21 protein-coding genes and 3 tRNA genes are annotated in these 21791 nt (G+C 75.3%); 15 read left to right on the top strand and 9 right to left on the bottom strand.

Annotated elements, in window-relative coordinates:
* Window positions 1-26 precede the first annotated feature (26 nt).
* From GA0070606_RS09455 to arfB, 3 genes are all read left to right on the top strand, one after another.
* A complete protein-coding gene (locus GA0070606_RS09455) occupies window positions 27-890 on the top strand; it encodes a S1C family serine protease (RefSeq protein WP_091096868.1) in 864 nt (287 codons plus the stop codon).
* Between the two features lie 143 nt (window positions 891-1033).
* Window positions 1034-1300, top strand: coding sequence for a hypothetical protein (locus tag GA0070606_RS09450; protein WP_245724627.1), 267 nt, complete (start codon window positions 1034-1036; stop codon window positions 1298-1300).
* Window positions 1301-1309: 9 nt separating this feature from the next.
* On the top strand, window positions 1310-1735 hold the full coding sequence (gene arfB / locus GA0070606_RS09445) for an alternative ribosome rescue aminoacyl-tRNA hydrolase ArfB (protein ID WP_091096866.1): 426 nt from the start codon (window positions 1310-1312) through the stop codon (window positions 1733-1735).
* Window positions 1736-1739: 4 nt separating this feature from the next.
* On the opposite strand, the gene GA0070606_RS09440 is transcribed toward arfB, so the two are convergent.
* The gene (locus GA0070606_RS09440) at window positions 1740-2597 is read right to left on the bottom strand and encodes a 3-methyladenine DNA glycosylase (protein ID WP_425413090.1); all 858 of its coding nucleotides are present in this window, start codon (window positions 2595-2597) and stop codon (window positions 1740-1742) included.
* 145 nt (window positions 2598-2742) lie between these two features.
* Complete coding sequence (locus GA0070606_RS09435; RefSeq protein WP_091096865.1) at window positions 2743-4056, bottom strand: hypothetical protein; 1314 nt, start codon at window positions 4054-4056, stop codon at window positions 2743-2745.
* 186 nt (window positions 4057-4242) lie between these two features.
* On the opposite strand from GA0070606_RS09435, the gene GA0070606_RS09430 reads away from it, so the two are divergent.
* From GA0070606_RS09430 to GA0070606_RS09415, 4 genes are all read left to right on the top strand, one after another.
* Window positions 4243-5046, top strand: a complete 804-nt coding sequence (locus tag GA0070606_RS09430; protein WP_091096864.1) for a fumarylacetoacetate hydrolase family protein — start codon at window positions 4243-4245, stop codon at window positions 5044-5046.
* Window positions 5047-5153: 107 nt separating this feature from the next.
* A tRNA-Gln gene (locus GA0070606_RS09425) sits at window positions 5154-5225 on the top strand.
* Window positions 5226-5362: 137 nt separating this feature from the next.
* Window positions 5363-5435 (top strand) — tRNA-Glu (locus GA0070606_RS09420).
* Window positions 5436-5804: 369 nt separating this feature from the next.
* Window positions 5805-5877: transfer RNA gene (locus GA0070606_RS09415), tRNA-Glu, on the top strand.
* 72 nt (window positions 5878-5949) lie between these two features.
* Here the strand turns inward: GA0070606_RS09415 and GA0070606_RS09410 are convergent.
* Complete coding sequence (locus GA0070606_RS09410; protein ID WP_013284529.1) at window positions 5950-6636, bottom strand: IclR family transcriptional regulator; 687 nt, start codon at window positions 6634-6636, stop codon at window positions 5950-5952.
* A gap of 49 nt (window positions 6637-6685) precedes the next feature.
* Between GA0070606_RS09410 and leuC the strand changes: the two genes are divergently transcribed.
* The 4 genes from leuC (at window position 6686) to GA0070606_RS09390 (ending at window position 11693) form a co-directional block, all read left to right on the top strand.
* Window positions 6686-8134, top strand: coding sequence for a 3-isopropylmalate dehydratase large subunit (gene leuC / locus GA0070606_RS09405; RefSeq protein ID WP_091096863.1), 1449 nt, complete (start codon window positions 6686-6688; stop codon window positions 8132-8134).
* A 13-nt stretch (window positions 8135-8147) separates the two neighbouring features.
* Complete coding sequence (gene leuD, locus GA0070606_RS09400; protein WP_091096862.1) at window positions 8148-8735, top strand: 3-isopropylmalate dehydratase small subunit; 588 nt, start codon at window positions 8148-8150, stop codon at window positions 8733-8735.
* Window positions 8736-8908: 173 nt separating this feature from the next.
* A complete protein-coding gene (locus tag GA0070606_RS09395; protein ID WP_176737278.1) occupies window positions 8909-9598 on the top strand; it encodes an HU family DNA-binding protein in 690 nt (229 codons plus the stop codon).
* A gap of 178 nt (window positions 9599-9776) precedes the next feature.
* Complete coding sequence (locus tag GA0070606_RS09390) at window positions 9777-11693, top strand: endonuclease/exonuclease/phosphatase family protein (protein WP_091096860.1); 1917 nt, start codon at window positions 9777-9779, stop codon at window positions 11691-11693.
* A 186-nt stretch (window positions 11694-11879) separates the two neighbouring features.
* Here GA0070606_RS09390 and GA0070606_RS09385 read toward each other — a convergent pair whose 3' ends face one another.
* The 4 genes from GA0070606_RS09385 to cofC all read right to left on the bottom strand — a co-directional run bounded on the left by GA0070606_RS09385 (window position 11880) and on the right by cofC (window position 16279).
* On the bottom strand, window positions 11880-12842 hold the full coding sequence (locus GA0070606_RS09385; RefSeq protein WP_091096859.1) for an NUDIX hydrolase: 963 nt from the start codon (window positions 12840-12842) through the stop codon (window positions 11880-11882).
* A gap of 24 nt (window positions 12843-12866) precedes the next feature.
* Complete coding sequence (locus GA0070606_RS09380; RefSeq protein WP_425413089.1) at window positions 12867-15014, bottom strand: RNA degradosome polyphosphate kinase; 2148 nt, start codon at window positions 15012-15014, stop codon at window positions 12867-12869.
* Between the two features lie 377 nt (window positions 15015-15391).
* Entirely contained in the window at window positions 15392-15589 is a 198-nt protein-coding gene (locus tag GA0070606_RS09375; protein ID WP_176737277.1) for a cold-shock protein, read from the bottom strand.
* A gap of 54 nt (window positions 15590-15643) precedes the next feature.
* Window positions 15644-16279 (bottom strand): 2-phospho-L-lactate guanylyltransferase, encoded by a 636-nt coding sequence (gene cofC / locus GA0070606_RS09370; protein WP_245724625.1) that lies wholly within the window; start codon window positions 16277-16279, stop codon window positions 15644-15646.
* Window positions 16280-16405: 126 nt separating this feature from the next.
* Here cofC and GA0070606_RS09365 point away from each other — a divergent pair, with 126 nt between their 5' ends.
* The 4 genes from GA0070606_RS09365 to GA0070606_RS09350 all read left to right on the top strand — a co-directional run bounded on the left by GA0070606_RS09365 (window position 16406) and on the right by GA0070606_RS09350 (window position 20441).
* The gene (locus GA0070606_RS09365) at window positions 16406-17140 is read left to right on the top strand and encodes a lysophospholipid acyltransferase family protein (RefSeq protein ID WP_091096853.1); all 735 of its coding nucleotides are present in this window, start codon (window positions 16406-16408) and stop codon (window positions 17138-17140) included.
* The gene (locus GA0070606_RS09360; RefSeq protein WP_091096851.1) at window positions 17137-18135 is read left to right on the top strand and encodes an NAD(P)H-dependent glycerol-3-phosphate dehydrogenase; all 999 of its coding nucleotides are present in this window, start codon (window positions 17137-17139) and stop codon (window positions 18133-18135) included. The genes GA0070606_RS09365 and GA0070606_RS09360 overlap by 4 nt, the downstream gene beginning before the upstream one ends.
* Before the next feature lie 5 nt (window positions 18136-18140).
* The gene (locus GA0070606_RS09355; protein WP_091096849.1) at window positions 18141-19298 is read left to right on the top strand and encodes a cystathionine gamma-lyase; all 1158 of its coding nucleotides are present in this window, start codon (window positions 18141-18143) and stop codon (window positions 19296-19298) included.
* A 345-nt stretch (window positions 19299-19643) separates the two neighbouring features.
* Window positions 19644-20441, top strand: coding sequence for a putative protein N(5)-glutamine methyltransferase (locus tag GA0070606_RS09350; RefSeq protein WP_091096848.1), 798 nt, complete (start codon window positions 19644-19646; stop codon window positions 20439-20441).
* 140 nt (window positions 20442-20581) lie between these two features.
* Here GA0070606_RS09350 and GA0070606_RS09345 read toward each other — a convergent pair whose 3' ends face one another.
* Both GA0070606_RS09345 and GA0070606_RS09340 read right to left on the bottom strand, forming a co-directional pair.
* A complete protein-coding gene (locus GA0070606_RS09345) occupies window positions 20582-20782 on the bottom strand; it encodes a DUF397 domain-containing protein (RefSeq protein WP_091096846.1) in 201 nt (66 codons plus the stop codon).
* 4 nt (window positions 20783-20786) lie between these two features.
* Entirely contained in the window at window positions 20787-21632 is an 846-nt protein-coding gene (locus GA0070606_RS09340; protein ID WP_091096844.1) for a helix-turn-helix domain-containing protein, read from the bottom strand.
* Between the last annotated feature and the right edge of the window lie 159 nt (window positions 21633-21791).

Here is a 21791-nt window from a genome sequence, read left to right as displayed (position 1 = left end):
CCGAGAAGGACACGTGAGGAGTACGCATGGCAGCGCAGACCGGGTTGGGCGAACCGCGCGGCCCCTGGTTCGTCTCGCCGGAGCTGGACCCGGACGGGCGGACCCGGTGGGACGGGACCGGACCGGGCCGGGGCCCGGCGGGGTGGCGACCGCGCGGGCGGCTGCTGGCCGGGCTGGCGGTGGTGGCCCTGTCCACCGCCTCCGGCGCGCTGGCCGGCGGCGTGGTGGCCGGCCGGGACGGCGATCCCGGCCCGGCGGCGGCCTCGGCCGCCCCGGTGCCGGCGGAGTTGGTGACCGCGGCCGAGAAGACGGTGCCGGGGGTGGTCTCGGTGCTCGTGGGCGGGGGGCGCGGGGGCTCGGCGACCGGCTCCGGCTTCGCCGTCGACGACCAGCAGCACATCATCACCAACGACCACATCCTGGCCAAGGGGCGCAACGGCTCGGTGACCGTCGAGCTGCCGGACGGGCGGCGGTTCGCCGCCGAGGTGGTCGGCCGGGAGCCGCGCAGCGACCTCGCGGTGCTGCGGGTCCCGCCGTCGGCCGGCCTGGCGGCGCTGCCGCTGGCCAAGCCGGGGTCGACCCGGGTCGGCGAGCCGGTGCTGGCGGTCGGTTCGCCGCTGGGACTCGCCGGCACCGTCACGGCCGGCATCGTGAGCGCCCTGGACCGGCAGGTGCGCCTCGGCGACAACCGGCACACGGCGGTGCAGACCGACGCCTCGATCAACCCGGGCAACTCGGGCGGCCCGCTGGTGAACGCGCGTGGCGAGGTGGTGGGGGTGAACACGGCGATCGCCACGATCGACGGCAACGGCTCCATCGGGATCGGCTTCGCCATCCCCATCGAGCAGGTGCAGCAGACCGCCGACACGATCATCGGAAAGGGCGGCTGAGCTGCGCGCACACCCGCCGGCCCGGCCCTGGGAACGTGAGAACTGTCGGATACCCGGCGCGAAATGATCGGACCATGGAAATATTACGCTGAGTATGGATACTGGCGTGGGCGGAGCGTCCTGTCATCGCGGCCCTCCTGCTGGTGGGCCTGTTCATCGGAACCGGTGTGGGGTCGGCGTACGCCCGGGCGCGACGCGGGTGGGCCGACTACCAGACCGTCAAGAAGACCGTGCCCGGTGCCCGGCGCACCGCGTGGCTGCTGATCAAGGTGGCCACCACGAAGATCGGGGTGATCGCCCTGCTGCTGGTGGGGGCGGTCGCGTACGCCGCCGTCGGCTCCGACGGCGAGCCCGCCCCGACCCCGACCCCGAGCCCGTCCGCCACCCCGAGCACCCGGGCGGGGCGTTAGCCTCGGGGTGTGGACGACGGACTGCGGGTGACCGGCCGGTGGGTCGTCCCCGCCGCTGAGCTGCGGGAGCGTTTCTCCCGCTCGTCCGGGCCCGGCGGCCAGGGCGTCAACACCACAGACTCCCGCGTCGAGCTGAGCTACGACCTGGGCGCGTCGCCCGGTGTGCCCGAGCCGCTGCGGGCGCGGGCGATGGAACGGCTCGCCGGGCGGCTCGTCGACGGCGTGCTCACCGTCACCGCCAGCGAGCACCGCGCGCAGTTGGCCAACCGGGAGGCGGCCCGGGAACGGATGGCCGCCCTGCTGCGCGAGGCGGCGGCCCCGCCACCTCCGCCGCGCCGGCCGACCCGGCCCTCGCGTGGGGCCAAGGAGCGTCGGCTGGCCGAGAAGAAGCGCCAGTCGCAGCGCAAGCGCGACCGCCGCGTCGACGGCGACTGACGGCTCAGCCGGTCACCCCTGCCGGCGGCTCCGCCGCGTCCAGCAGCGTCGCGCACACCTCGATCAGCCGGTCGCGCAGCCGGCCGGCACGCTGCGCGAACTCGCGTTGCCGGGCCACGTACTCCGCCTTGCCCTCCGGGGTCTCGACGGCCACCGCCGGTTCCCCGTACGAGGAGAGGTCGTACGGGGACGCCCGCATGTCGAGCAGGCGGATGTCCCGCGCCAGCTCGAAGCAGTCGAGCGCCAGGTCCCCCGGGACCGCGGGGCCCAGCTTGGTCGCCCACTTGTGGCAGTCCATCGAGGCGTGCAGGCAGCCGGGCTGGTCGAGTTCCACCTGGCTCTCCCTGGTGGGGCGCAGCCGGTTGAGGGGCACCGCCTCGGGCGTGAAGAACCGGAACGCGTCGAAGTGCGTGCAGCGGATCTGGTGCGACTCGACCACCGCGTCGGTGCCCGCCTGCCCCAGTCGCAGGGGGAGCGGGTGTCGGTGCTCCCGACGGCGGTACACCATCGCCCACTCGTGCAGGCCGAAGCAGCCGGTGAAGGCGGGGCGCGACGCGATCGCGGACAACAACCGGTGGACGAAGCGCACCGAGTCGCCCCGGTCGGCGAGGAACGCCGCGACGTCGAGCCCCACGACCCCGTCGGCGTCCGTCGCGTACCAGCGCCACCGCCCGTGCGGGACGGCGACGTCCGGCCCCGGCTCCAGGCGGACACCCACCCCGGGGTGCCACCGCCGCAGCACGGAGGGCCGGGTGCCGTAGTAGTCGTACAGGAAGTCGTCGATCGCGTGCCGCTCCCGGGCGGCCCGGCGCGCGCGGTGGCCCGCGGTGAGGGAGTCGGCGCGCCGCTCGTGGGCCGCCATGAGCGGAACCCAGCTCGCCACGGGGACGCTGGTCGCCGGCCCCGGTCGTCCGCTCCGAGCCGCCCGACGATCCCCCACGTCGGGCAGGTCGGGTGCGCGGGCGACGGTCACGGACCCAAGGGTACGACCGCCGCCCGGCCGCCGGTCAGGGCACGTCCACCCGGACACCGGCGGAGAACACCCCGCTGCGCAGCTCCAACTGCTCGGGCGGCCCCTGCCCGTCGACCGTGAAGACCAGCGGCAGCACCGTCCGGCTGCCGGCCGCCATCGGCTGGGCGAACACGTCCCGGCCCTGGTTGGCGGCCCGGGTGGCCTGCTCGTCGGCGGTGACGAAGTTGCCGTCCGGCAGGTACGCCCGTTGCAGCCGGCCGTGCCAGCTCTGCTGCTCCGGCGTGAGGTTGCGCACCCCGACCGTGGCCTGGCACTGCCTCGCGCCGCGGCCCGGTTCGCACGCGACCCGGTAGACGGTGAACTCGAAGGCGGACTCGCGCAGCGGCTCGCCGAGCGCACCGTTGGCGCCCTGACCGATCCACGCGCCGCTGGTCGGCTGGCTGTCGGTGTCGATGGACGCGGCCTCCCGGGTGGCCGTCCAGGCGGCGGTGCCCACCGTGCCGGCCAGCACCGCGGCGGCCACCGGGACGATCAGCCAGACCGACGGCGTGCGGCGGACCTGCACGGGCCGGGGCGTGGCCGGCCTCGGGTAGACGGTCCCCGGCCCGCCGGGGGAGAGGGCGGCGGCGACGGGCCGCCGGCGTCGCCGCCGCCACGTCCAGACCCCGCCGATCGCGAGCACCGCCACCGTGGCCAGCCCGGCCAGCAGCACCGGCGTCCGGCGCCACGCCGGCGTCTCCGCCGTCTCCTGCGGGGCCGCCGGGGCGGCGGCGTTCCAGGTCGCCGTCGCGCAGTCGTACGGCCGGTTGCCGTCCCGGGCGAAGGCGCAGGCCGGCGCGGTCAGCGGCCGGTCCGGCGCGGCGGTGGTCAGCGTCGTGCCGAGGGTGGTGGTGCTGCGGGCGGGCAGCTTGAGCTGCCAGGTCACCTCGGTGGCCGACTGGCCGCCGGCGCGGCTGGCCCGCCCGCCGGTGGTGATGGCGGTCGCCGAGGCGCCAGGCGGCAGCTCCTGCCGCACGGTCGTGTCCACCGGCGTGCTGCCGGCGTTGCGGACCTCGATCCGGTAGCGCGGCGACGGCGTGCTCTCCGGCGCCACCGCCACCGTGACCGGCGGCTTCGCCACCGGCGGGGCGGCCCGGGTCGGGGTCGGCACCGCCGGCGGCGCCGACGGCATGCCCGGCGCCGGGGTCGGCGCGGCCGCCGCTGGTGGTGGCTGCGCGGCCGCCGCTGGTGGTGGCTGCGCGGCCGCCGCGGGCGGTGCCGCCGTGGGCAGTGCCGGCACGGCGGCGAGAATGCCGAGGCAGTGTACGAACACTGCGAGGGCCCTGTGGTGTCGTGTCGATGCAGGCATACGAACGAACCTCCGGAGCCGACGCTAGGGGCGCGGCGACGCCGGGCGGGTACGAAGTCGGGAAGTCCGCCCGGGCGGGCGGCCGGTGGCGTACAGTGCGCCGGCCCCGGGGTCGAGGTCGGGTGGCGTGCCGCGACCGGTCGTGGCCTCGGCCGGGGCGCCGCCCGTCGGGGCTAGATTGGCCACGTGCGTATCGCTCGTTTTGCTCATGCCAAGGGAATGTCGTTCGGGGTCGTCGAGGGCGAGCCGGAGGCGGGCCCGCAGGGCCTGACCGTCGCCGAGATCGAGGGCCACCCGTTCGGCCAGATCACCTTCAGCGGAGCCCGCTGGGCGCTGTCGGACGTCCGGCTGCTCTCGCCGATCCTGCCCAGCAAGGTCGTCTGCGTCGGCCGCAACTACGCCGAGCACGCCGCCGAACACGGCAGCGAGGTGCCGAAGGAGCCGCTGCTCTTCCTCAAGCCGTCCACCTCCGTGATCGGCCCCCGGGACGCCATCCGGCTGCCGATCTTCTCCAAGCAGGTCGAGCACGAGGCCGAGCTGGCGGTGGTCATCGGCGCGCCCGGCGCGCGTCGGGCCGACCGGGCCGCCGCGGAGCGGGCCATCTTCGGCTACACCTGCGCCAACGACGTCACGGCCCGGGACCTCCAGCGCTCCGACGGCCAGTGGACCCGCGCCAAGGGCTTCGACTCGTTCTGCCCGATCGGGCCGTGGATCACCACCGGGCTCGACGTCCGGGACCTGGAGATCCGCTGCGAGGTCGGGCGCAATCCCGAGGAGATGGAGGTCCGCCAGCTCGGCCGGACGCGGGACATGGTCTTCGACGTGCCGGCCCTGGTGTCGTACGTCTCGCACGTGATGACGCTGCTGCCGGGCGACGTGGTGCTCACCGGCACGCCGGCGGGGGTTAGCCCGCTCACGGACGGGGATACGGTCACCGTGCGGATCGAGGGGATCGGGGAGCTCACCAATCCGGTGGTGCCCGTCGCCTGATCCGGGCCGAGGCCCTGTCTGCGCAGCTCAGCGGCGGTTTCGGGGGCTCGATTTGGCCTGCTGGCACCGGGAGGGTAAAGTTTGTTCCCGGCGCCGCAAGGGGCCAATGGGGTATGGGGTAATTGGCAGCCCGACTGATTCTGGTTCAGTTAGTCTAGGTTCGAGTCCTGGTACCCCAGCGCAGCCGAGGTTCGAGAGAGCTTCGAGCGCTGGATCTCTCTGGAGAGCATCTCCGGTTCCCGTCAGGGGGTCGGAGGTTCTCTCTGATAGAGTCCAGCCGCACCGCTCGGTAGAGCGGTGCGGCAAGGCAGGTTCTGGCCCCGTCGTCTAGCGGCCCAGGACGCCGCCCTCTCAAGGCGGTAGCGCCGGTTCGAATCCGGTCGGGGCTACATCTTGAGCGGCCCGTTCCACTCCGGTGGGGCGGGCCGTTTCGCGTGCCCGGCCGCTCGCGGCGAACTCGACGCCCGGCCGGTGGGCGGCGTTTCCCACGATCGGCCCGTCCTCGCGGGGCTCGCTCCTGGGTGGCCCGATCGTGGGTGGCCCGATCGCGCCGACCTGACGACCCCACCGGTGGGTGGCCGCCATGCCGCCGTTCTCCGCCCGGCGCGATCCGGCCCGGCGCGATCCGGCTGGGCGTGCTCCGGGGTCGGCCTGGCCTGGGCGCGCCCCGTCTCGGTGCCCCGGTTTTCGTCCCCGGAGGGGACGCCGCTAGACTACAGCGGCACCGCCCGGAAGGGTGGTGGAAGCAGCGAAGTCTTGGCCCCGTCGTCTAGCGGCCCAGGACGCCGCCCTCTCAAGGCGGTAGCGCCGGTTCGAATCCGGTCGGGGCTACATCTGGAACGGCCCGTCCCACCCCGGTGGGACGGGCCGTTCCGCATTCCAGCCGCCCTCTCGCGGATGGGGTCAGAGGCCGGAGAGGCGTTGGCCGGCCCGGACGACGGCCATGGCGTGGCGTTCGCCGGGGCGGCGGCCCAGGCGCTCGATCGGGCCGGAGATGCTGATCGCGGCGATGACCCGGCCCGTGCGGTCGCGGATCGGGGCGGAGACGCTCGCCACACCCGCCTCGCGTTCGGCGACGCTCTGCGCCCAGCCGCGGCGGCGCACCTCGGCCAGGGTGCGGCCGGTGAACTTGGACCGGGGCAGCAGCGGCATCACCGCCTCGGGCGGCTCCCACGCGAGCAGGATCTGGGCGGCCGAGCCGGCCGTCATGGGCAGCACCGAGCCGACCGGCACGGTGTCCCGCAGGCCGCTGGCCCGCTCCGCGGCGGCCACGCAGATCCGCTCGTCGGCGCGGCGCAGGTAGAGCTGGGCGCTTTCGCCCGTCGCGTCCCGCAGCGCCGCCAGCAGCGGCTCCGCCGCCGTCAGCAGCACGTCCGGTGCGGCGTTGGCGAGTTCGCCCAGGCGCGGCCCGGGGCGCCAGCGGCCCTGGGTGTCCCGAACCAGCATCCGGTGGATCTCCAGCGCCTGCGCCAGCCGGTGCGCGGTGGCCCGGGGCAGCTTGGTGCGTTCAACGAGTTCGGCCAGGCTGGCGCCGTCGACGCAGGCGGCCAGGATGACCACCGCCTTGTCGAGAACGCCGACACCGCTCATACTGTGTCCCACAAGCCGAAATTTACCTCCCAGAATTTAGGATGTCCAGATGGTGGGAGTCACTACTACCGAGCCGAGGACCCTGGCCGAGAAGGTCTGGGACGCGCACGTCGTACGGTCCGCCGAGGGCGAGCCCGATCTGCTCTTCATCGACCTGCACCTGCTGCACGAGGTGACCAGCCCGCAGGCCTTCGACGGGCTGCGCCTCGCCGGCCGCCGGGTGCGCCGCACCGACCTCACGCTCGCGACGGAGGACCACAACACCCCGACGGGGTACGCCGACCCGTCGTTCCGGCAGCGGCGCGGCGACCTGCTCACCATCGCCGACCCCACCTCGCGTACGCAGATCGAGACGCTGCGCCGCAACTGCGCCGAGTTCGGCGTGCGGCTGCACCCGCTGGGCGACGCCAACCAGGGCATCGTGCACGTCATCGGCCCGCAGCTCGGCGTCACCCAGCCGGGCATGACCATCGTCTGCGGCGACTCGCACACGGCCACCCACGGCGCGTTCGGCGCGCTCGCGTTCGGCATCGGCACGAGTGAGGTCGAGCACGTGCTGGCCACCCAGACGCTGCCGCAGGCCCGGCCGAAGACGATGGCGGTGAACGTCACCGGGCAGCTCGCCCCCGGGGTCACCGCCAAGGACCTGGTGCTCGCGCTGATCGCCCAGGTCGGCACCGGCGGCGGGCGCGGGCACATCGTCGAGTACCGCGGCGAGGCGATCCGGTCGCTGTCCATGGAGGGGCGGATGACCATCGCCAACATGTCGATCGAGTGGGGCGCCAAGGCCGGCATGATCGCGCCGGACGAGACCACGTTCGCGTACCTGAAGGGGCGGCCGAACGCCCCGAAGGGCGCCGACTGGGACGCGGCGGTCGCCTGGTGGCGAACCCTGCCCACCGACGAGGGCGCGACCTTCGACGCCGAGGTGACCCTGGACGCCGGCGCGGTGACCCCGTTCGTCACCTGGGGCACCAACCCGGGCCAGGGCGCGCCGCTGGGCGCGGTGGTGCCGGATCCGGAGGAGTTCGCCACCGAGGCCGAGCGGACGGCCGCGCGGCGCGCGCTGGAGTACATGGACCTGCGCGCCGGCACCCCGCTGCGCGACCTCGCCGTCGACGTGGTCTTCGTCGGCTCCTGCACCAACGGCCGGCTGGAGGATCTCCGGGCCGCCGCCGACGTGCTGCGCGGGCACCGCGTCGCCGACGGGGTGCGGATGCTCGTCGTGCCCGGCTCCGCCGCGGTGCGCGAGGCGGCCGAGGCGGAAGGGCTGGACAAGGTCTTCGCCGACGCCGGGGCCGAGTGGCGCTTCGCCGGCTGCTCGATGTGTCTGGGGATGAACCCCGACACGCTCTCGCCGGGGCAGCGCTCCGCCTCCACCTCCAACCGCAACTTCGAGGGCCGCCAGGGCCGGGGCGGACGCACCCACCTGGTCTCCCCGCCGGTCGCCGCCGCCACCGCCGTGGCGGGCCGGCTGGCCGCTCCCGCCGACCTGTAGAAGGGCACCGCAGATGGACAGGTTCACCACCCACACCGGCACCGCCGTGCCGCTGCGCCGTTCCAATGTGGACACCGATCAGATCATCCCCGCCGTGTACCTCAAGCGGGTGACCCGGACCGGTTTCGCGGACGGCTTGTTCAGCGCGTGGCGCGAGGACCCGGAATTCGTGCTCAACGATGCGGCGTATTCGGGATCATCGATTCTCGTGGCGGGCCCGGAGTTCGGCACCGGCTCCTCGCGCGAGCACGCCGTCTGGGCGCTGCGCGACTGGGGCTTCCGCGCCGTGATCTCCCCCCGCTTCGGTGACATCTTCCGGGGCAACGCGCTCAAGGAGGGGTTGCTGCCGGTCGAGTTGGAATTGAAAGCCGTCGAGGAGATCTGGGGTCTCGTCGAGGCCGATCCGACCACCGCGGTCACGGTCGACCTGACCGCCCGGCAGGTCCGGGTCGGCGATGCCACCTGGTCGTTCCCGCTGGACGACTTCAGCCGCTGGCGGCTGATGGAGGGCTTGGACGACATTGGACTCACCCTCCGGCACGAGGCCGAGATCAGCGCCTTCGAGGCCACCAGGCCGCCGTTCCTGCCGACGGTCGCATAGCCGTACGCCCGATCCCGCAGCGGTTTCCGCCCCCACCGGTCCGACCCGGTGGGGGCGAATCCGTTACGACACAAGGGCTTTTTTCCACCGAATGTTTGTGTCCCGGCAGCACAGGGCATACCGTGCGCGCAGAATGGCTCGCGTCGAGTCAGTTGCACAATCGGGAGGAAGTCGTGAACAAGGCCGAGCTCATCGAGGCGCTCGCCGTTCGCCTGGGGGACCGGAAGACGGCGACGGCCGCGCTCGACGCGGTCCTCGCTGAGGTCCAGGCGGCGGTCACCAAGGGCGAGAAGGTGGCGATCACCGGATTCGGAGCGTTCGAGAAGCGCGTCCGGGGCGCCCGAACAGCGCGCAACCCGCGGACCGGCGAGGCGGTGAAGGTCAAGAAGACATCCGTCCCGACCTTCCGTCCGGGCGCCGGATTCAAGGAGATGGTGGCCAGCGGCAAGGTGCCGAAGGCCACGGCGGCGGCGAAGAAGACCGCCACGGCCGCCGCCAAGACCACCGGGGCGAAGGCCACCGGCGCCAAGGCCACGGGTGCCAAGGCGACCGGAGCCAAGGCGACCGGTGCCAAGGCCACGGGCGCGAAGGCGACCGGTGCCAAGGCGACCACGCCCGCGGCGAAGAAGACCGCCGCGGCGAAGAAGACCACCGCGGCCAAGACGGCCCCGGCGGCGAAGGCGACCAGGACCACCGCGGCGAAGAAGACCGCGACCACCAAGGCGGCCCCGGCGAAGAAGACCGCCGCGGCGACGAAGGCCACCGCGGCGAAGAAGACCACCGCGGTGGCGAGCAGGAGCGCCGCGGCCAAGAAGGCCCCGGCGAAGAAGGCGCCGGCCAAGAAGGCCGCGACCAAGCGCTGATCCTGGCGGTACGAGGGCGTCCACCCGGGGGGTGGGCGCCCTCGTCGCGTCCGCCCGGGGTCGTGGCCGGCCGGGAGGAGCGAGCGCACCGGCGGGCAGGTTCGCCGCAGGCGTTGACCGTGGCGGCGCGCCGCCCGCAGAATCGCCGCACCCCTTCCGGTCGGCGAAAGGCAGCCCCGTGCGCTACCGCCACCTTCCCACCCTCACCCTCGCCCTGGGCGTCGTGCTACTGGTCGACGTGCTGCGCGTCTTCCTGCCGGCCGTCATCACCATCTTCGGGCAGGCCGCCTCGACCCCGGCCGAGCTGCTCGGGGCGTTCGCGCTCGGCTGGTTCGTGCTCGCGCTGGCCGCCCCCGCGCTGGTCCGCTGGGTCGGCGCCCGCCCGGTGACGCTCGCCGCCGCCGTGCTGCTCGTCGCCGCCCGGCTCGCCGTCGTCGGCCAGCCCGGCGGTCGGCTCCAGCTCTGGCTCGCCACGGCCGGCCTGCTCGCCGGGCTGCTCTGGCTCGCCGGTGTCGCCGCCACCACCGACCGGCCGGTGCCCGGCCTGGCGCTCGGGCTGGCGCTCGGCGCGCTCGTGCACACCGCGCTGGACACCTACCAGCCGCCGCTGGGTGGAGCCTGGGCGTCGTGGCTGGCCGCCGTCGGGGTCGCCGGGCTCTTCCTGGCCGGGCAGGCGCGTCCCGCGCCACCGGCCGGGCCGGGCGGCGCACGGAGCTGGCTGCTGGCCGGCCCGGCGTTGCTGCTCGCCGGCATGGTGGCGCTCTCCCCGGCGGTCGCCCGCACGGCGACGTCCTACCAGTTCGGCCTGCTGCGCCCGCACCTCGGCGACGACGTGGGGGTCGCCACGGTGCCGCTCCTCGGGCCCGCCCCGGTCGCCGTCGCCGTCGGCGGGTTCCTGCTCGCCGCGCTGGCGTCCCCGTCCCGTGCGGCGACGCGGTGGCTCGCCCCGACGGCCCTGGTCGCCGGGGCCGTCCTCTTCGCCCTCGAACGCGGTGAACTGCTGCTGCCGGCCATCCTGCTCACCGCGGCCGGGCTCGGCGGCTGCCTGGCGTCCGCCGGCGCGGCCGATCCGCTTCCGGCGACCGGCGGCGCCGCCGAACCGGCCCGGGCGGCGGGGCGGCGCGGGTACGCCGTCGTCGCCGGGATGCTGCTCTTCGCCGTCGCGGCGGTGCTCTACTACGCCGCGTACGACCTGGGGCACCCCAACGCCGGGGTGCCCGTGGCCGTGGCGGTGCTCGTGGCCGCCGTGGCGCTGACCGCCCGGCCCGCGTCGGGTCGGGCGGCGCCGGCGCTGCCGCCGGTACGCACCGCCGCCTGCGCCGCCCTGCTGACCCTGCTCGCCGCCGTCGTCAGCGACGAGCTGCTGGTCGCCAGCAACCGGGACGGCCCGCCCGAGACGGTGCGGGTGGCGGCGTACAACGTCCGGATGGGATTCGGCACGGACGGCCGCTTCGACCCGGACGCGCTGGCCCGGGCGGTCGCCGGGGCCGACGTCGTGGCGCTCGGCGAGGTGGACCGGGGCTGGCTGCTCAACGGCGGCCACGACACGCTCGACCTGCTGGCGGAGCGGCTGGAGATGCCGTACGTCTTCGCCCCCGCCGCCGACGCGCTCTGGGGCGACGCCGTGCTGAGCCGCTGGCCCCTGGACGAGGCCCGGACCAGGCCGCTGCCGGCGGTCGGCGCGCCCACCGGTGCGCAGGCCCTCGGCGTCACGGTGAACTTCAGAGAGGGCGTCCGCCTGGCGGTGGTCGCCACCCACCTGCAACCGCCGCCGGGCGAGGAGCCGGTCGTCCAGGCCCGCGCGGTCGCCGACTTCGCCCTGCGGTACGCGGCCGGCCGCCCGCTGGTGGTCGCCGGTGACCTGAACACCGAGCCGGACGCCCCGGCGTTCGCCGAGTTCACCCGGGCCGGGCTGGTCGACGCGCTGGCCCCGGCCCGCCCGCTGCCGACCAGCCCGGCGGACGACCCGCGCCAGCAGATCGACCACGTCCTCGTCACGCCCGGCCTGGCCGCCCGGGACGCGGTGGCGCCGCGCGGCACGGCCAGCGACCACCTCCCGGTCGCGGTGACCCTGACCCTGCCGCCGGCCCCGTAGTCGGTCGCCTGCCGCCTCGCCCGGCCGGTCGGTCTCCGGGTGTCGCTACGCCGGCCGGGCGGTTTCCGGGTGTCGCCCCGCCCGGCCGGTCGGTCTCCGGGTGTCGCTACGCCGGCTGGTCGGAGTGGTTCGCGGGTGGCGGCGGACGGGGTGGGGGGCGGCCGGACGGTCGCGGCGGTGGGCGGGTCAGAGGCGGTCGGTGGCGAGCAGCCGGCCCTCGGTGAAGGCGAGCAGCCAGCCGCCGCCCTTCGGGGTGGTGAAGTCGTCGGCGCGGCCGGTGAGTCGCTCCAGGGCGCCCGGAATCACCTTGCCCTGGCTGCACGCCCCCGCCTGCCCGCCCGAGGCCACCAGCGCGCTCAGGCGGGCGGCGGCGGCCAGCGCGCACTCGTCGGCCTGCTGGCCGGGCCTCGGCTCGTCCAGGTCGCCGTCCACCTCGATCGGCAGGTCCAGCAGCGCCGCCGCCGGGTCGAGCGTCTGCACGCACCGGCGGGCCGAGGCCGACAGCAGCCGCGCCGGCCGGACCGCCGCCACCAGCGGCGCCAGCGCGTGGGCCTGCGCCCAGCCCTGGGCGTCCAGCGGCCGGCCGGTGTCGGGGCCGGACCAGGTGGCGCGCCTGCCGGCGTGCGCGTGCCGGACCAGCGCGACCGTCCCGGTGACCGGCGGCAGGGCCGCGAAGCCGGCGAGCACCTCGGCGTCGTGCGGGTAGCTGACCAGCCGGACGGCCTCGTCCACGCCGACCCAGCGCACCTCGTCGACCTCCGTGTCCGGCTGGAAGCCGCCGTCGGCAACCGCGCGCATCGACCAGTAGTCGACCACCTTGGGCCGGCCCTCGCTGCGGTAGCGCACGGTGGACAGCCGCACCTGCGGCACCGCCCGGACGCCGGCCTCCTCGGCCACCTCGCGTACGGCGGCCAGCAGGGGGTGCTCGCCCGGCTCCAGCTTGCCCTTGGGCAGTGACCAGTCGCCGTAGCGGGGCCGGTGCACCAGGCAGACGCGTGTCCCGGCGTGCCGGGCGCCCGCGCCGGCCGGGTCGGGGTCGCCGTCGGGGCGCCACACGACGCCGCCCGCCGCCCGGATCGGCGGTTTCCCGTCGGGGACGTCGGCCGCCCAGACCCGACCCGGGCCGGCCCCGTCCCGCTCATGCAGCATCTGGTCAGCCTATGCGCGCGCCGGTCAGCTCGCGGTGCCACCGACGCGACGCAGCAGCAGTTCCTGCAGGTGCACCAGCGGTTCCTCGACCGTGCCGGTACGCCGGCTCCACGTGCCGTCGGCCGCCAGCTCGAACGCCTCCACCTCCGGGCTCATCGCGGCCGTCATGACGTGGTCCAGTTCGGCCCGGGCGACCGGGTCGCTCACCCGCACCAGCGCCTCGACGCGGCGGTCCAGGTTGCGGTGCATCAGGTCGGCCGAGCCCATCCAGAACTCGGCGTCGCCGTCGTTGCCGAACCGGAAGATCCGGGAGTGCTCCAGGAACCGGCCCAGGATCGAGCGGACCCGGATGTTCTCCGACAGGCCGGGCACCCCGGGCCGCAGCGTGCACATGCCCCGGATCAGCAGGTCGACGTGCACGCCGGCCCGGGAGGCCCGGTAGAGGGCATCGGTGATCTCCTCGTCGACCAGCGAGTTCACCTTGATCTGCACGAGCCCCGGCACGCCGAGCCGCACGTGCGCGATCTCCCGCTCGATGCGTTCGATCAGCCCGCTGCGGATGCCCTGCGGGGCCACCAGCAGCCGCCGGTACGCGGTCTGCCGGCTGTAGCCGGTCAGCACGTTGAACAGGTCGGTCAGGTCGGCGCCGATCTCCGGGTCGGCGGTGAGCATGCCGAAGTCCTCGTAGAGCCGGGCGGTCTTCGGGTGGTAGTTGCCGGTGCCGATGTGGCAGTAGCGGCGGATCTGGTTGCCCTCCTGGCGTACGACGAGGGCGGTCTTGCAGTGCGTCTTGAGGCCCACCAGGCCGTAGACGACGTGGCAGCCGGCGCGCTCCAGCGTGCGCGCCCAGCCGATGTTGGCCACCTCGTCGAAGCGCGCCTTCAGCTCGACCAGCACCACCACCTGCTTGCCGGCGGCAGCCGCGTCGACGAGCGCGTCGACGATCGGCGAGTCGCCGCTGGTGCGGTAGAGGGTCTGCTTGATGGCCAGCACGTCGGGGTCGGCGGCGGCCTGCTCGATGAAGCGCTGCACGCTCGTGGCGAACGAGTGGTAGGGGTGGTGCACCAGGATGTCGCCGTCGCGCAGGGTGGCGAAGACGCTGCGGGGCACCTCGCCCTCGGTGAGCCGGGGGTGGGTGGCCGGCACGAACGGCGGGTCCTTCAGGTCGGGCCGGTCCGCCTCGTTGTAGAGCTGCCACAGCGCCGAGAGGTCCAGCAGGCTCGGCACCCGCAGCACCTCCTGGTCGTGCATGTCCAGCTCGCGTACGAGCAGCTCCAGCATGTGGTCCGAGATCGAGGCGTCCACCTCGAGCCGTACGGGCGGGCCGAAGCGGCGCCGGGCCAGCTCCCGCTCCAGGGCCTGGAGCAGGTCCTCGTCGCGGTCCTCGTCGACCTCCACCTCGGCGTTGCGGGTGACCCGGAACAGGTGGCACTCGACCACCTGCATGCCGGAGAAGAGCTGCCCCAGGTGCACGGAGATCAGGTCCTCCACCGGCAGCATCCGCACACCCGGCTGGTCGCGGTGCACCCGGACGAACCGGGGCACGTTGTTCGGCACCTTCACCCGGGCGAAGAGCTCGGAGCCGCCGTCGGGGTCGCGTACCGCCACGGCCAGGTTGAGCGACCGCCCCGAGATGTACGGGAACGGGTGCGCCGGGTCGACCGCCAGCGGGGTGAGCACCGGGAAGATCTGCTCCCGGAAGTACGCGCGCAGCCGCTCCCGTTCCGGGTCGTCCAGGTCCGCCCAGCGCAGGATGCGGATGTCCTCGGCGGCCAGCCTCGGCAGCACGTCGTCGGTGAAGCAGGCCGAGTGCCGGGTGACCAGCGCGGCGGCCTTCTCGGCGACCGCCTCCAACTGGGTACGCAGCGGCATCCGGTCGCCGCCGCGCACCGGCAGGCCGGCCTGGAGCCGCCGCTTCAGCCCGGCCACCCGCACCATGTAGAACTCGTCCAGGTTGCTGGCGAAGATGGCCAGGAACTTGGCCCGTTCCAGCAGCGGGGTGCGCGGGTCCTCGGCGAGCGCCAGCACCCGGGCGTTGAAGTCGAGCCAGGAGAGCTCCCGGTTGAGGAAGCGGTCCTCCGGCAGCGGCGCCGCGGTCGGCGGCTCGTCGTCCGCCGACCCGGCCCGCGCCGGCGACGCGCCCCCCGCCGGCCCGGCGACCGGGTCCAGCACCTCCTCCAGGCCGGTGGAGGCGACCGCCGCGTCGGGGACCGTCGTCGCGCCGGCGGCGGGGCTGTCGTCGGCGGTCTCGGCCGACGCCTGGGGGCGGAAGCGGCGGTCGTCGTCGGCGGCCCCGGGCGACGCCTGCGGGCCGAGGCGGTCGTCGTCGGCGGTCCCGGGCGACGCCTGGGGGCGGAAGCGGCGGTCGTCGGCGGTCTCGGCCGACGCCTGGGGGCGGAAGCGGCCGTCGGCGCCCCGGGGGCGGGTGCCGTTGCGGGGCGCGGTCGGGCCGGTGGCGTGGGACGGGCGGTCGGCGGGCTCGCGAGGGGTGCTCACCCGCTCATAATCACCCGATCCCGGTTAACGCAAAATGAACTTCGACCACTCGCTCAGGTCATCGTCGGCAGCGTCACCCGGACGACCTCGCCGGCCGCGTCGGTGTCGACGCGTACCCGCTGGCCGAGACGGAGCAGCCGCAGGCCGGAGGCGTCGAACGCCCGGGCCGGGAAGGCCAGCTCGGTGCCGTCGTCGAGGAGCAGCAGCCCGCTGCGGGTCGCCGCGTCGTAGGTCGCCACCGTGCCCTGCATGCCCCGCACGCTACACCGCCCGTACCATCGCCGTGCCGCGCCGCGGTGGGCCCGTCAGGCGGCGCAGCCGGCGCGGGTGAGCGCGGCGGTGGCCGGCCCCAGCCCGAGCCGGGCCGCCGCCGCCAGGTCGTCGGCCGTGTCCACGTCGCGGCGCAGGCTCGGCCACTCACCGGTCAGGGCGAGCGCCCCGCTGGCGGCGTGCGCCGCCGCCGAACCGACCCCGAACCGGGGATCCAGGGGCACCCCCGGCGGCGCGGCCAGCAGCACGGTGCCGTCGCCGGGGGCGTCGGCGACGTACCGGCGTACGCCCGGGGGGCCGGCCTGCGCCGCCCGCAGCGCCGCCGCCAGTTCGGCCGGGCGCAGCGCGGGCAGGTCGGCGGTGAGCCCGGCCACCCAGCCGCCGCCGGCGGCCGACGCGCCGTGCCGGAGGGCGGCGTTCAGCCCGGCGCCCGGGACGTCCGGCAGGGGCGTCGCGCCCGCCCGCCGGGCCGCCGCCGCCACCCGGGGGTCGTCGGTGACGACCAGCACCCCGGCCACCGCCGGACAGGCCCGCACCGCGGCGACCGTGTCGGCGGCCAGGGCCAGCGCCAGCGCCTCGTGCGGTACGGCCGGCAGGGCGCCCCGCAGCCGGCTCTTCGCGGCGGCGAGGGGTTTCACCGGCACCACGACGATCCACCTCGGCTGACTCACACCCGCCATCCTGCCAGCCGGCCGGCGGTACCCTCTCTGGCCGGACCCGGGCCGAGCAGGCATGATTTCGCTGGGGCGTGACCGGGCGCGGATCCGGTACGGGGCGGGGCGGGACGAGGAGGCACAGTGACACGGCGGAGGCTGGGATTCTGGCAATGGTTCGCCGTGGTGCTGGTCAAGCCGGTGATGCTGCTCTGGACCCGGCGGACCTGGCGGGGCATGGAGCACCTGCGCCGCGACGGCGGCGTGATCATCGTGCCGAACCACATCTCGCACGCCGATCCGCTGGTCGCGGCGCACTTCGTCTACGACTCGGGCCGCTGGCCGCAGTTCCTGGGCAAGGCCAGCGTGTTCCGCGTCCCGCTGGTCGGCTGGATCCTGCACCGGTGCCGGCAGATCCCGGTCGAGCGGGGCACCGTCGACGCCGTGCGGTCGCTCGACGCCCTGGTCGCCGCACTGGCCGAGGGGGGCGCGGTGGTGATCTACCCGGAGGGCACCATCACCCGCGAGCCGCAGCTGTGGCCGATGAAGGGCAAGACCGGCGCGGCCCGGCTCGCGCTCGCCACCGGGGCGCCGGTGGTGCCGGTCGTGATGTGGGGACCGGAGCGGATCTTCGACCCGCGCGACTCCCGGTTCAATCCGCGCCCCCGGATGCCGGTGACCGTGGTGGCCGGCCCCCCGGTGGACCTGAGCCGCTGGGCCGGGGCCGCCCCGACCAAGGCCGTTCTCGAGGAGATGACCGACACCATCATGCTGCGCCTGCGTGACATGCTCGCGGAGATCCGGGGCGGTACCCCGCCGCCGTTGTGGGAACGACCGGCCCGCCCGGGGGACGAGCGCCGGCCGGAGGCGGCGGCGTGAGCGGGCACGTCGCGGTCCTCGGGGCCGGCTCGTGGGGTACGGCGTTCGCCAAGATCCTCGCCGACGCCGGCCGGGACGTCACCGTCTGGGCGCGCCGGCAGCCGGTCGCCGACACGATCCGCGCCGAGCGGCGCAACCCGGAGTACCTGCCGGACGTGCTGCTGCCGTCCCGGGTCACGGCGACCGGGGACGCCGTCGAGGCGATCACCGGGGCCGAACTGGTGGTGCTGGCCGTGCCGTCGCAGACGCTGCGCGGCAACCTCGCCGAGTGGACCGGGCACCTGCACCCGGACGCCACCCTGGTCTCCCTGATGAAGGGCATCGAGCTCGGCACCACCAAGCGGATGAGCGAGGTGATCGTCGAGACCACCGGGGTGGCGGCGGACCGGGTGGTGGTGGTCTCCGGCCCCAACCTGGCCCCCGAGATCGCCGCCGAGCAGCCGGCCGCCACCGTGGTCGCCTGCACCGACTCCGCCCGGGCCACGCTGGTGCAGCGCTCGATCACCACGCCCTACTTCCGGCCGTACACCAACGACGACGTGATCGGCTGCGAGCTGGGCGGGGCGGTCAAGAACGTGATCGCCCTGGCGTACGGCATCGCGGTCGCGATGGGCTTCGGCGACAACACCCGCGCCATGCTGGTCACCCGGGGACTGGCCGAGACCGCCCGCCTGGGAGTGGCCCTCGGCGCCGACCCGCTCACCTTCGCCGGCCTGGCCGGGATGGGGGACCTGGTGGCATCCTGCTCCTCGCCGATGGCGCGCAACCGCACCTTCGGCGAGCACCTGGGCCGGGGCGCGACCCTGGAGGAGGCGCGCGTCGCCACCCGGCAGACCGCCGAGGGGGTCAAGAGCGCGCTCGCCATCCGCGACCTCGCCCGGGCGCACGCCGTGGAGATGCCGATCACCGAGCAGGTCGAACTGGTCTGCCACGAGGGCGTCGACCCGCGGCTCGCCGTCGACGCCCTGATGAGCCGTACGACGAAACCGGAGTGAGGGACATGACCGAGCCCCACGAGCGCCCGGGCGACGGGCCCGCCGACCGACCGGCCGGGCTCGCCGACGGCACCCGCTGCGTACGCGCCGGTCTGCCCGCCCCGGTGCCCGGCCAACCGTTCCTGCCCGGGCCGGTCTTCGCCGCGCCGTACCACCTCGACCCGTGGGCGGGGCCGGCGGCGGCGCCGGACGGGTACGGCCGGCCGGACAACCCCACCCGGCGCCTGCTGGAGGCGGCCATCGGGGAGCTGGAGGGGGGCGACTGCCGGGTCTTCGCCAGCGGGCAGGCGGCGATCACCGGCCTGCTGCTGACGGTGCTCAGGCCGGGGGACACGGTGGTGCTCCCGTCCGACGGCTACTACTCCGTCCGGGCGTTCGCCGCCGACACCCTGGAGGGCCTCGGCGTCCGGGTGGTCCTGGCCCCCACGGCCGGCCCCTGCCCGGCCCTCGACGGCGTACGCCTGGTGCTGCTGGAGACACCGGCCAACCCCGGCCTGGACGTCGCCGACATCGCCGACGTGGCCGCCCGCGCGCACGCCGCCGGCGCCCTGGTCGCGGTCGACAACACCACCGCCACGCCGCTCGGGCAGCGCCCGCTGGACCTCGGGGCCGACGTCGTGGTGGCCTCCGGCACCAAGGCGCTCACCGGGCACTCCGACCTGCTGCTCGGCTACCTTGCCACCCGCTCGGCCGAGCTGCTGGACGCGGCGACCAACTGGCGCAACGTCACCGGGTCGGTGCCCGGCGCCTTCGACGCCTGGCTCGCGCACCGGTCGCTGGCCACCCTGGATCTGCGGCTGGGCCGGCAGACCGCCAACGCCGAGGCGCTGACCGGGCTGCTCGCGGGGCGCACCGACGTGACGGGGCTGCGCTGGCCCGGGCTGCCGGGCGACCCGGCCCACGCGGTGGCGTCCGCCCAGATGCGCCGGATTCCCGGCCTGCTCGCGTTCGACCTCGGCGACGCCGAGCGGGTGGCGAGGTTCCTCGACGCGGCCCGGTTGGTGGGCGCGGCCACCTCCTTCGGCGGCCTGCACACCACCGCCGACCGGCGGGCCCAGTGGGGCGACGACACCTCGCCCGGCTTCGTCCGGCTCTCCTGCGGCGTGGAGGACCCGGTCGACCTGGTCGCCGACGTGGCGAACGCGCTCGACGCCAGCCGCTGAGCGTCCGGCGCCGGCGGGCGGTCGACGTCGCGTACCGGTTCGGTCCGGCCGCTGGGTGTGCGTGGGCGCGTGCCGGTTCGGTCGCTGGATGTGTGGGACGCGCGTCGGTTCGGTCCGGGCGCTGGGTGTGCGGCGGCGGGTGTCTATTTCCGGCCGGCCGCCGAGCCTCCGTTGGGCTATCGTGTCCGTGGCCCCGCGCCGGGGCCGTCCGTGGCCCCACGTCGGGCCCCGACCCGAGGAGGTGAGTCCGATCCACCCGACAGGCAGGACCGACGCTCCCCTCCGACGTCACGCCGGCTGAATCCGGCGGCCCGGGAGCGTCGACGAGCGTTCCCGGAGGCCCATGTGACCGTTTCCTTCCGCCCCGACCGACCCGCCCTCGTGCAGCGGCTGCGCGCCGCCGGCTGCGTCTACGCCGAGGACGAGGCCGACCTGCTGATCGCCGCCGCCGACTCCCCGCGGGCGCTGGCCGACCTGGCCGACCGCCGGGTCGCCGGGCTGCCGCTGGAGCACCTGCTCGGCTGGGCCGAGTTCTGCGGCGAGCGGATCGCCGTCGACCCCGGCGTGTTCGTGCCCCGGGCCCGTACGGCCCTGCTGGTCGACGCCGCCGTCGCGGTGACCGGCCCGGCGGCGGCCGTGGTGGACCTGTGCTGCGGTTCCGGCGCCACCACGGTGGCGCTGGCCCGCCGGCTCGCCCCGCGCTGGCTGGCCGCCGCCGACGTCGACCCCGCCGCCGTGGCCTGCGCCCGGCGCAACCTGGCCCCGCTGGGCGTCCCGGTCTTCCACGGCGACCTGTACGAGCCGCTGCCGGCGCGCTGGCGGGGGAGCCTGGACCTGGTGGTGGCCAACGCCCCGTACGTGCCGACGGCGGCGGTGGCGCTGATGCCGCCGGAGGCCCGGTTGCACGAGGCGTCGGTCGCCCTCGACGGCGGGGCGGACGGGCTGGCGGTGCTGCGCCGGGTCGCCGCGGGCGCGGCGCGCTGGCTGGCCCCGGGTGGCCACCTGGTGGTGGAGACGAGCGAGGCGCAGGCGGGCGCGCTCTGCGCGGCGCTGGCCGCCACCGGCCTGATCCCGACGGTGACCCGCGACGACGACCGGGACGCCACCGCCGTCACCGCCCGCCGCCCGGGCCGACCGGGTTGACGCCTCGGCTGAACCGGCTCGTGTCGGATCCCGCCGTGACCCGCGCGTCGACGGCCCCGCCGGCTCCCAACGGAGGCACCGTCGACGGCGCGGGGGCGCCGGCGTGGCCTGCGGGGGCACGCGCCGGCGCCGGGGCGGGGTCAGCGGCGGGGCGGCGCCTCCGCGAAGGCGGCCCAGGCGGCGGGTGGGAAGAGCAGCGCCGGGCCGGACGGGTCCTTCGAGTCGCGGACGGCGACCGTCTCCGGGAGCACCGCCATCTCCACGCACGCCCCCTGGTCGCCGCTGTGGCTGCTCTTGCGCCACCGGGCCACGGCGAGCGCCGCGCTGGTCGTCGGTGTCATGGTCCTACCGTCCCTTCAGGAGTTGGAGGAGCTGGTCGCGGCTGGCCGCCGGGCTGAGCGCGACGGTCCGCAGGTGCTCCATGATCTTGGTGCAGGTACGCAGGTCGCCCGGCCGGTCGAGGACCATCTGCCCGGCCACGGTCTCCACCGAGGCGATGATCGGGTCCTCCGGGTCGGCGAACTCCAGGATGTGCAGCGAGCCCCGGGTGCCCCGGTGGTAGCCGGCGGCGAGGGGGATCACCTGCACGGTGATGTTGGGCAGCTCGGCCATCTTCAGCAGGTGGTGCAGTTGGCTCTCCATCACCGACCGGCCGCCGACCGGCCGCAGCAGCGCGCCCTCGTCGATGATGGCGTCCAGGATCGGCGGGTTGTCGGCGGTGAGCCGCTGCTGCCGGTCCAGCCGCACGTGGACCCGCTGCTCCACCTCGTCGTCGCCGAGGGTGTGCGGGCCGCCCCGCATGACGCCCCGGATGTAGTCGGCGGTCTGGAGCAGCCCCGGCACCACCGACGGCTCGAAGTTGGCGATCCCGGTCGCCTCGGCCTCGAGCGCGATGAAGTCGATGGTGCGCCGGTCCAGCAGGTACGAGTAGGACACCCACCAGCCGGGTTTGCGCGCGTCCTTCGCGAGCTGGACGGCCGCCGCCACCTCGTCGGCGCCGACCCCGTAGAGGGTGAGCAGGGCGCGCACGGTGGCCGGGCTGACCAGCGTCTGGGCGTTCTCGTAGCGGGACAGGGTGCTGCGGGTGCTGCTGATCTCGTCCGCTGCCGCCTCCAGCGTGAGGCCGGCGGCTTCCCGGTGGGTGCGCAGCGCGATGCCCAGGCGTCGGGCCCGGGCCGTCTTGGGGGCCATGCATCGATCGTCGCACATCTTCACGGGAAGGTGTAGATGAGAGAACGCCGATGAGAGTTGCATTCATGGCTATGGACATGTCAATCTGTCGTCGCGTCCTCACCGCCGGTTGTCGTGGCGACGGTGGTGGTGAGCGACCGGAGGGGATGGGGCGCGCGG

Source organism: Micromonospora citrea, assembly GCF_900090315.1.
GTDB classification, from domain to species: domain Bacteria; phylum Actinomycetota; class Actinomycetes; order Mycobacteriales; family Micromonosporaceae; genus Micromonospora; species Micromonospora citrea.
This window is presented reverse-complemented; position numbering and strand designations above follow the sequence as displayed.

Coding starts and splice junctions, on each gene's coding strand:
- GA0070606_RS09455 (WP_091096868.1), top strand. CDS start 27: ATGGCAGCGCAGACCGGGTTGGGCGAACCGCGCGGCCCCTGGTTCGTC.
- GA0070606_RS09440 (WP_425413090.1), bottom strand. CDS start 2,597: ATGGCGGCCCACGAGCGGCGCGCCGACTCCCTCACCGCGGGCCACCGC.
- GA0070606_RS09435 (WP_091096865.1), bottom strand. CDS start 4,056: ATGCCTGCATCGACACGACACCACAGGGCCCTCGCAGTGTTCGTACAC.
- GA0070606_RS09410 (WP_013284529.1), bottom strand. CDS start 6,636: ATGAGCGGTGTCGGCGTTCTCGACAAGGCGGTGGTCATCCTGGCCGCC.
- leuC (WP_091096863.1), top strand. CDS start 6,686: ATGGTGGGAGTCACTACTACCGAGCCGAGGACCCTGGCCGAGAAGGTC.
- leuD (WP_091096862.1), top strand. CDS start 8,148: ATGGACAGGTTCACCACCCACACCGGCACCGCCGTGCCGCTGCGCCGT.
- GA0070606_RS09385 (WP_091096859.1), bottom strand. CDS start 12,842: ATGCTGCATGAGCGGGACGGGGCCGGCCCGGGTCGGGTCTGGGCGGCC.
- GA0070606_RS09375 (WP_176737277.1), bottom strand. CDS start 15,589: ATGCAGGGCACGGTGGCGACCTACGACGCGGCGACCCGCAGCGGGCTG.
- GA0070606_RS09355 (WP_091096849.1), top strand. CDS start 18,141: ATGACCGAGCCCCACGAGCGCCCGGGCGACGGGCCCGCCGACCGACCG.
- GA0070606_RS09345 (WP_091096846.1), bottom strand. CDS start 20,782: ATGACACCGACGACCAGCGCGGCGCTCGCCGTGGCCCGGTGGCGCAAG.
- GA0070606_RS09340 (WP_091096844.1), bottom strand. CDS start 21,632: ATGGCCCCCAAGACGGCCCGGGCCCGACGCCTGGGCATCGCGCTGCGC.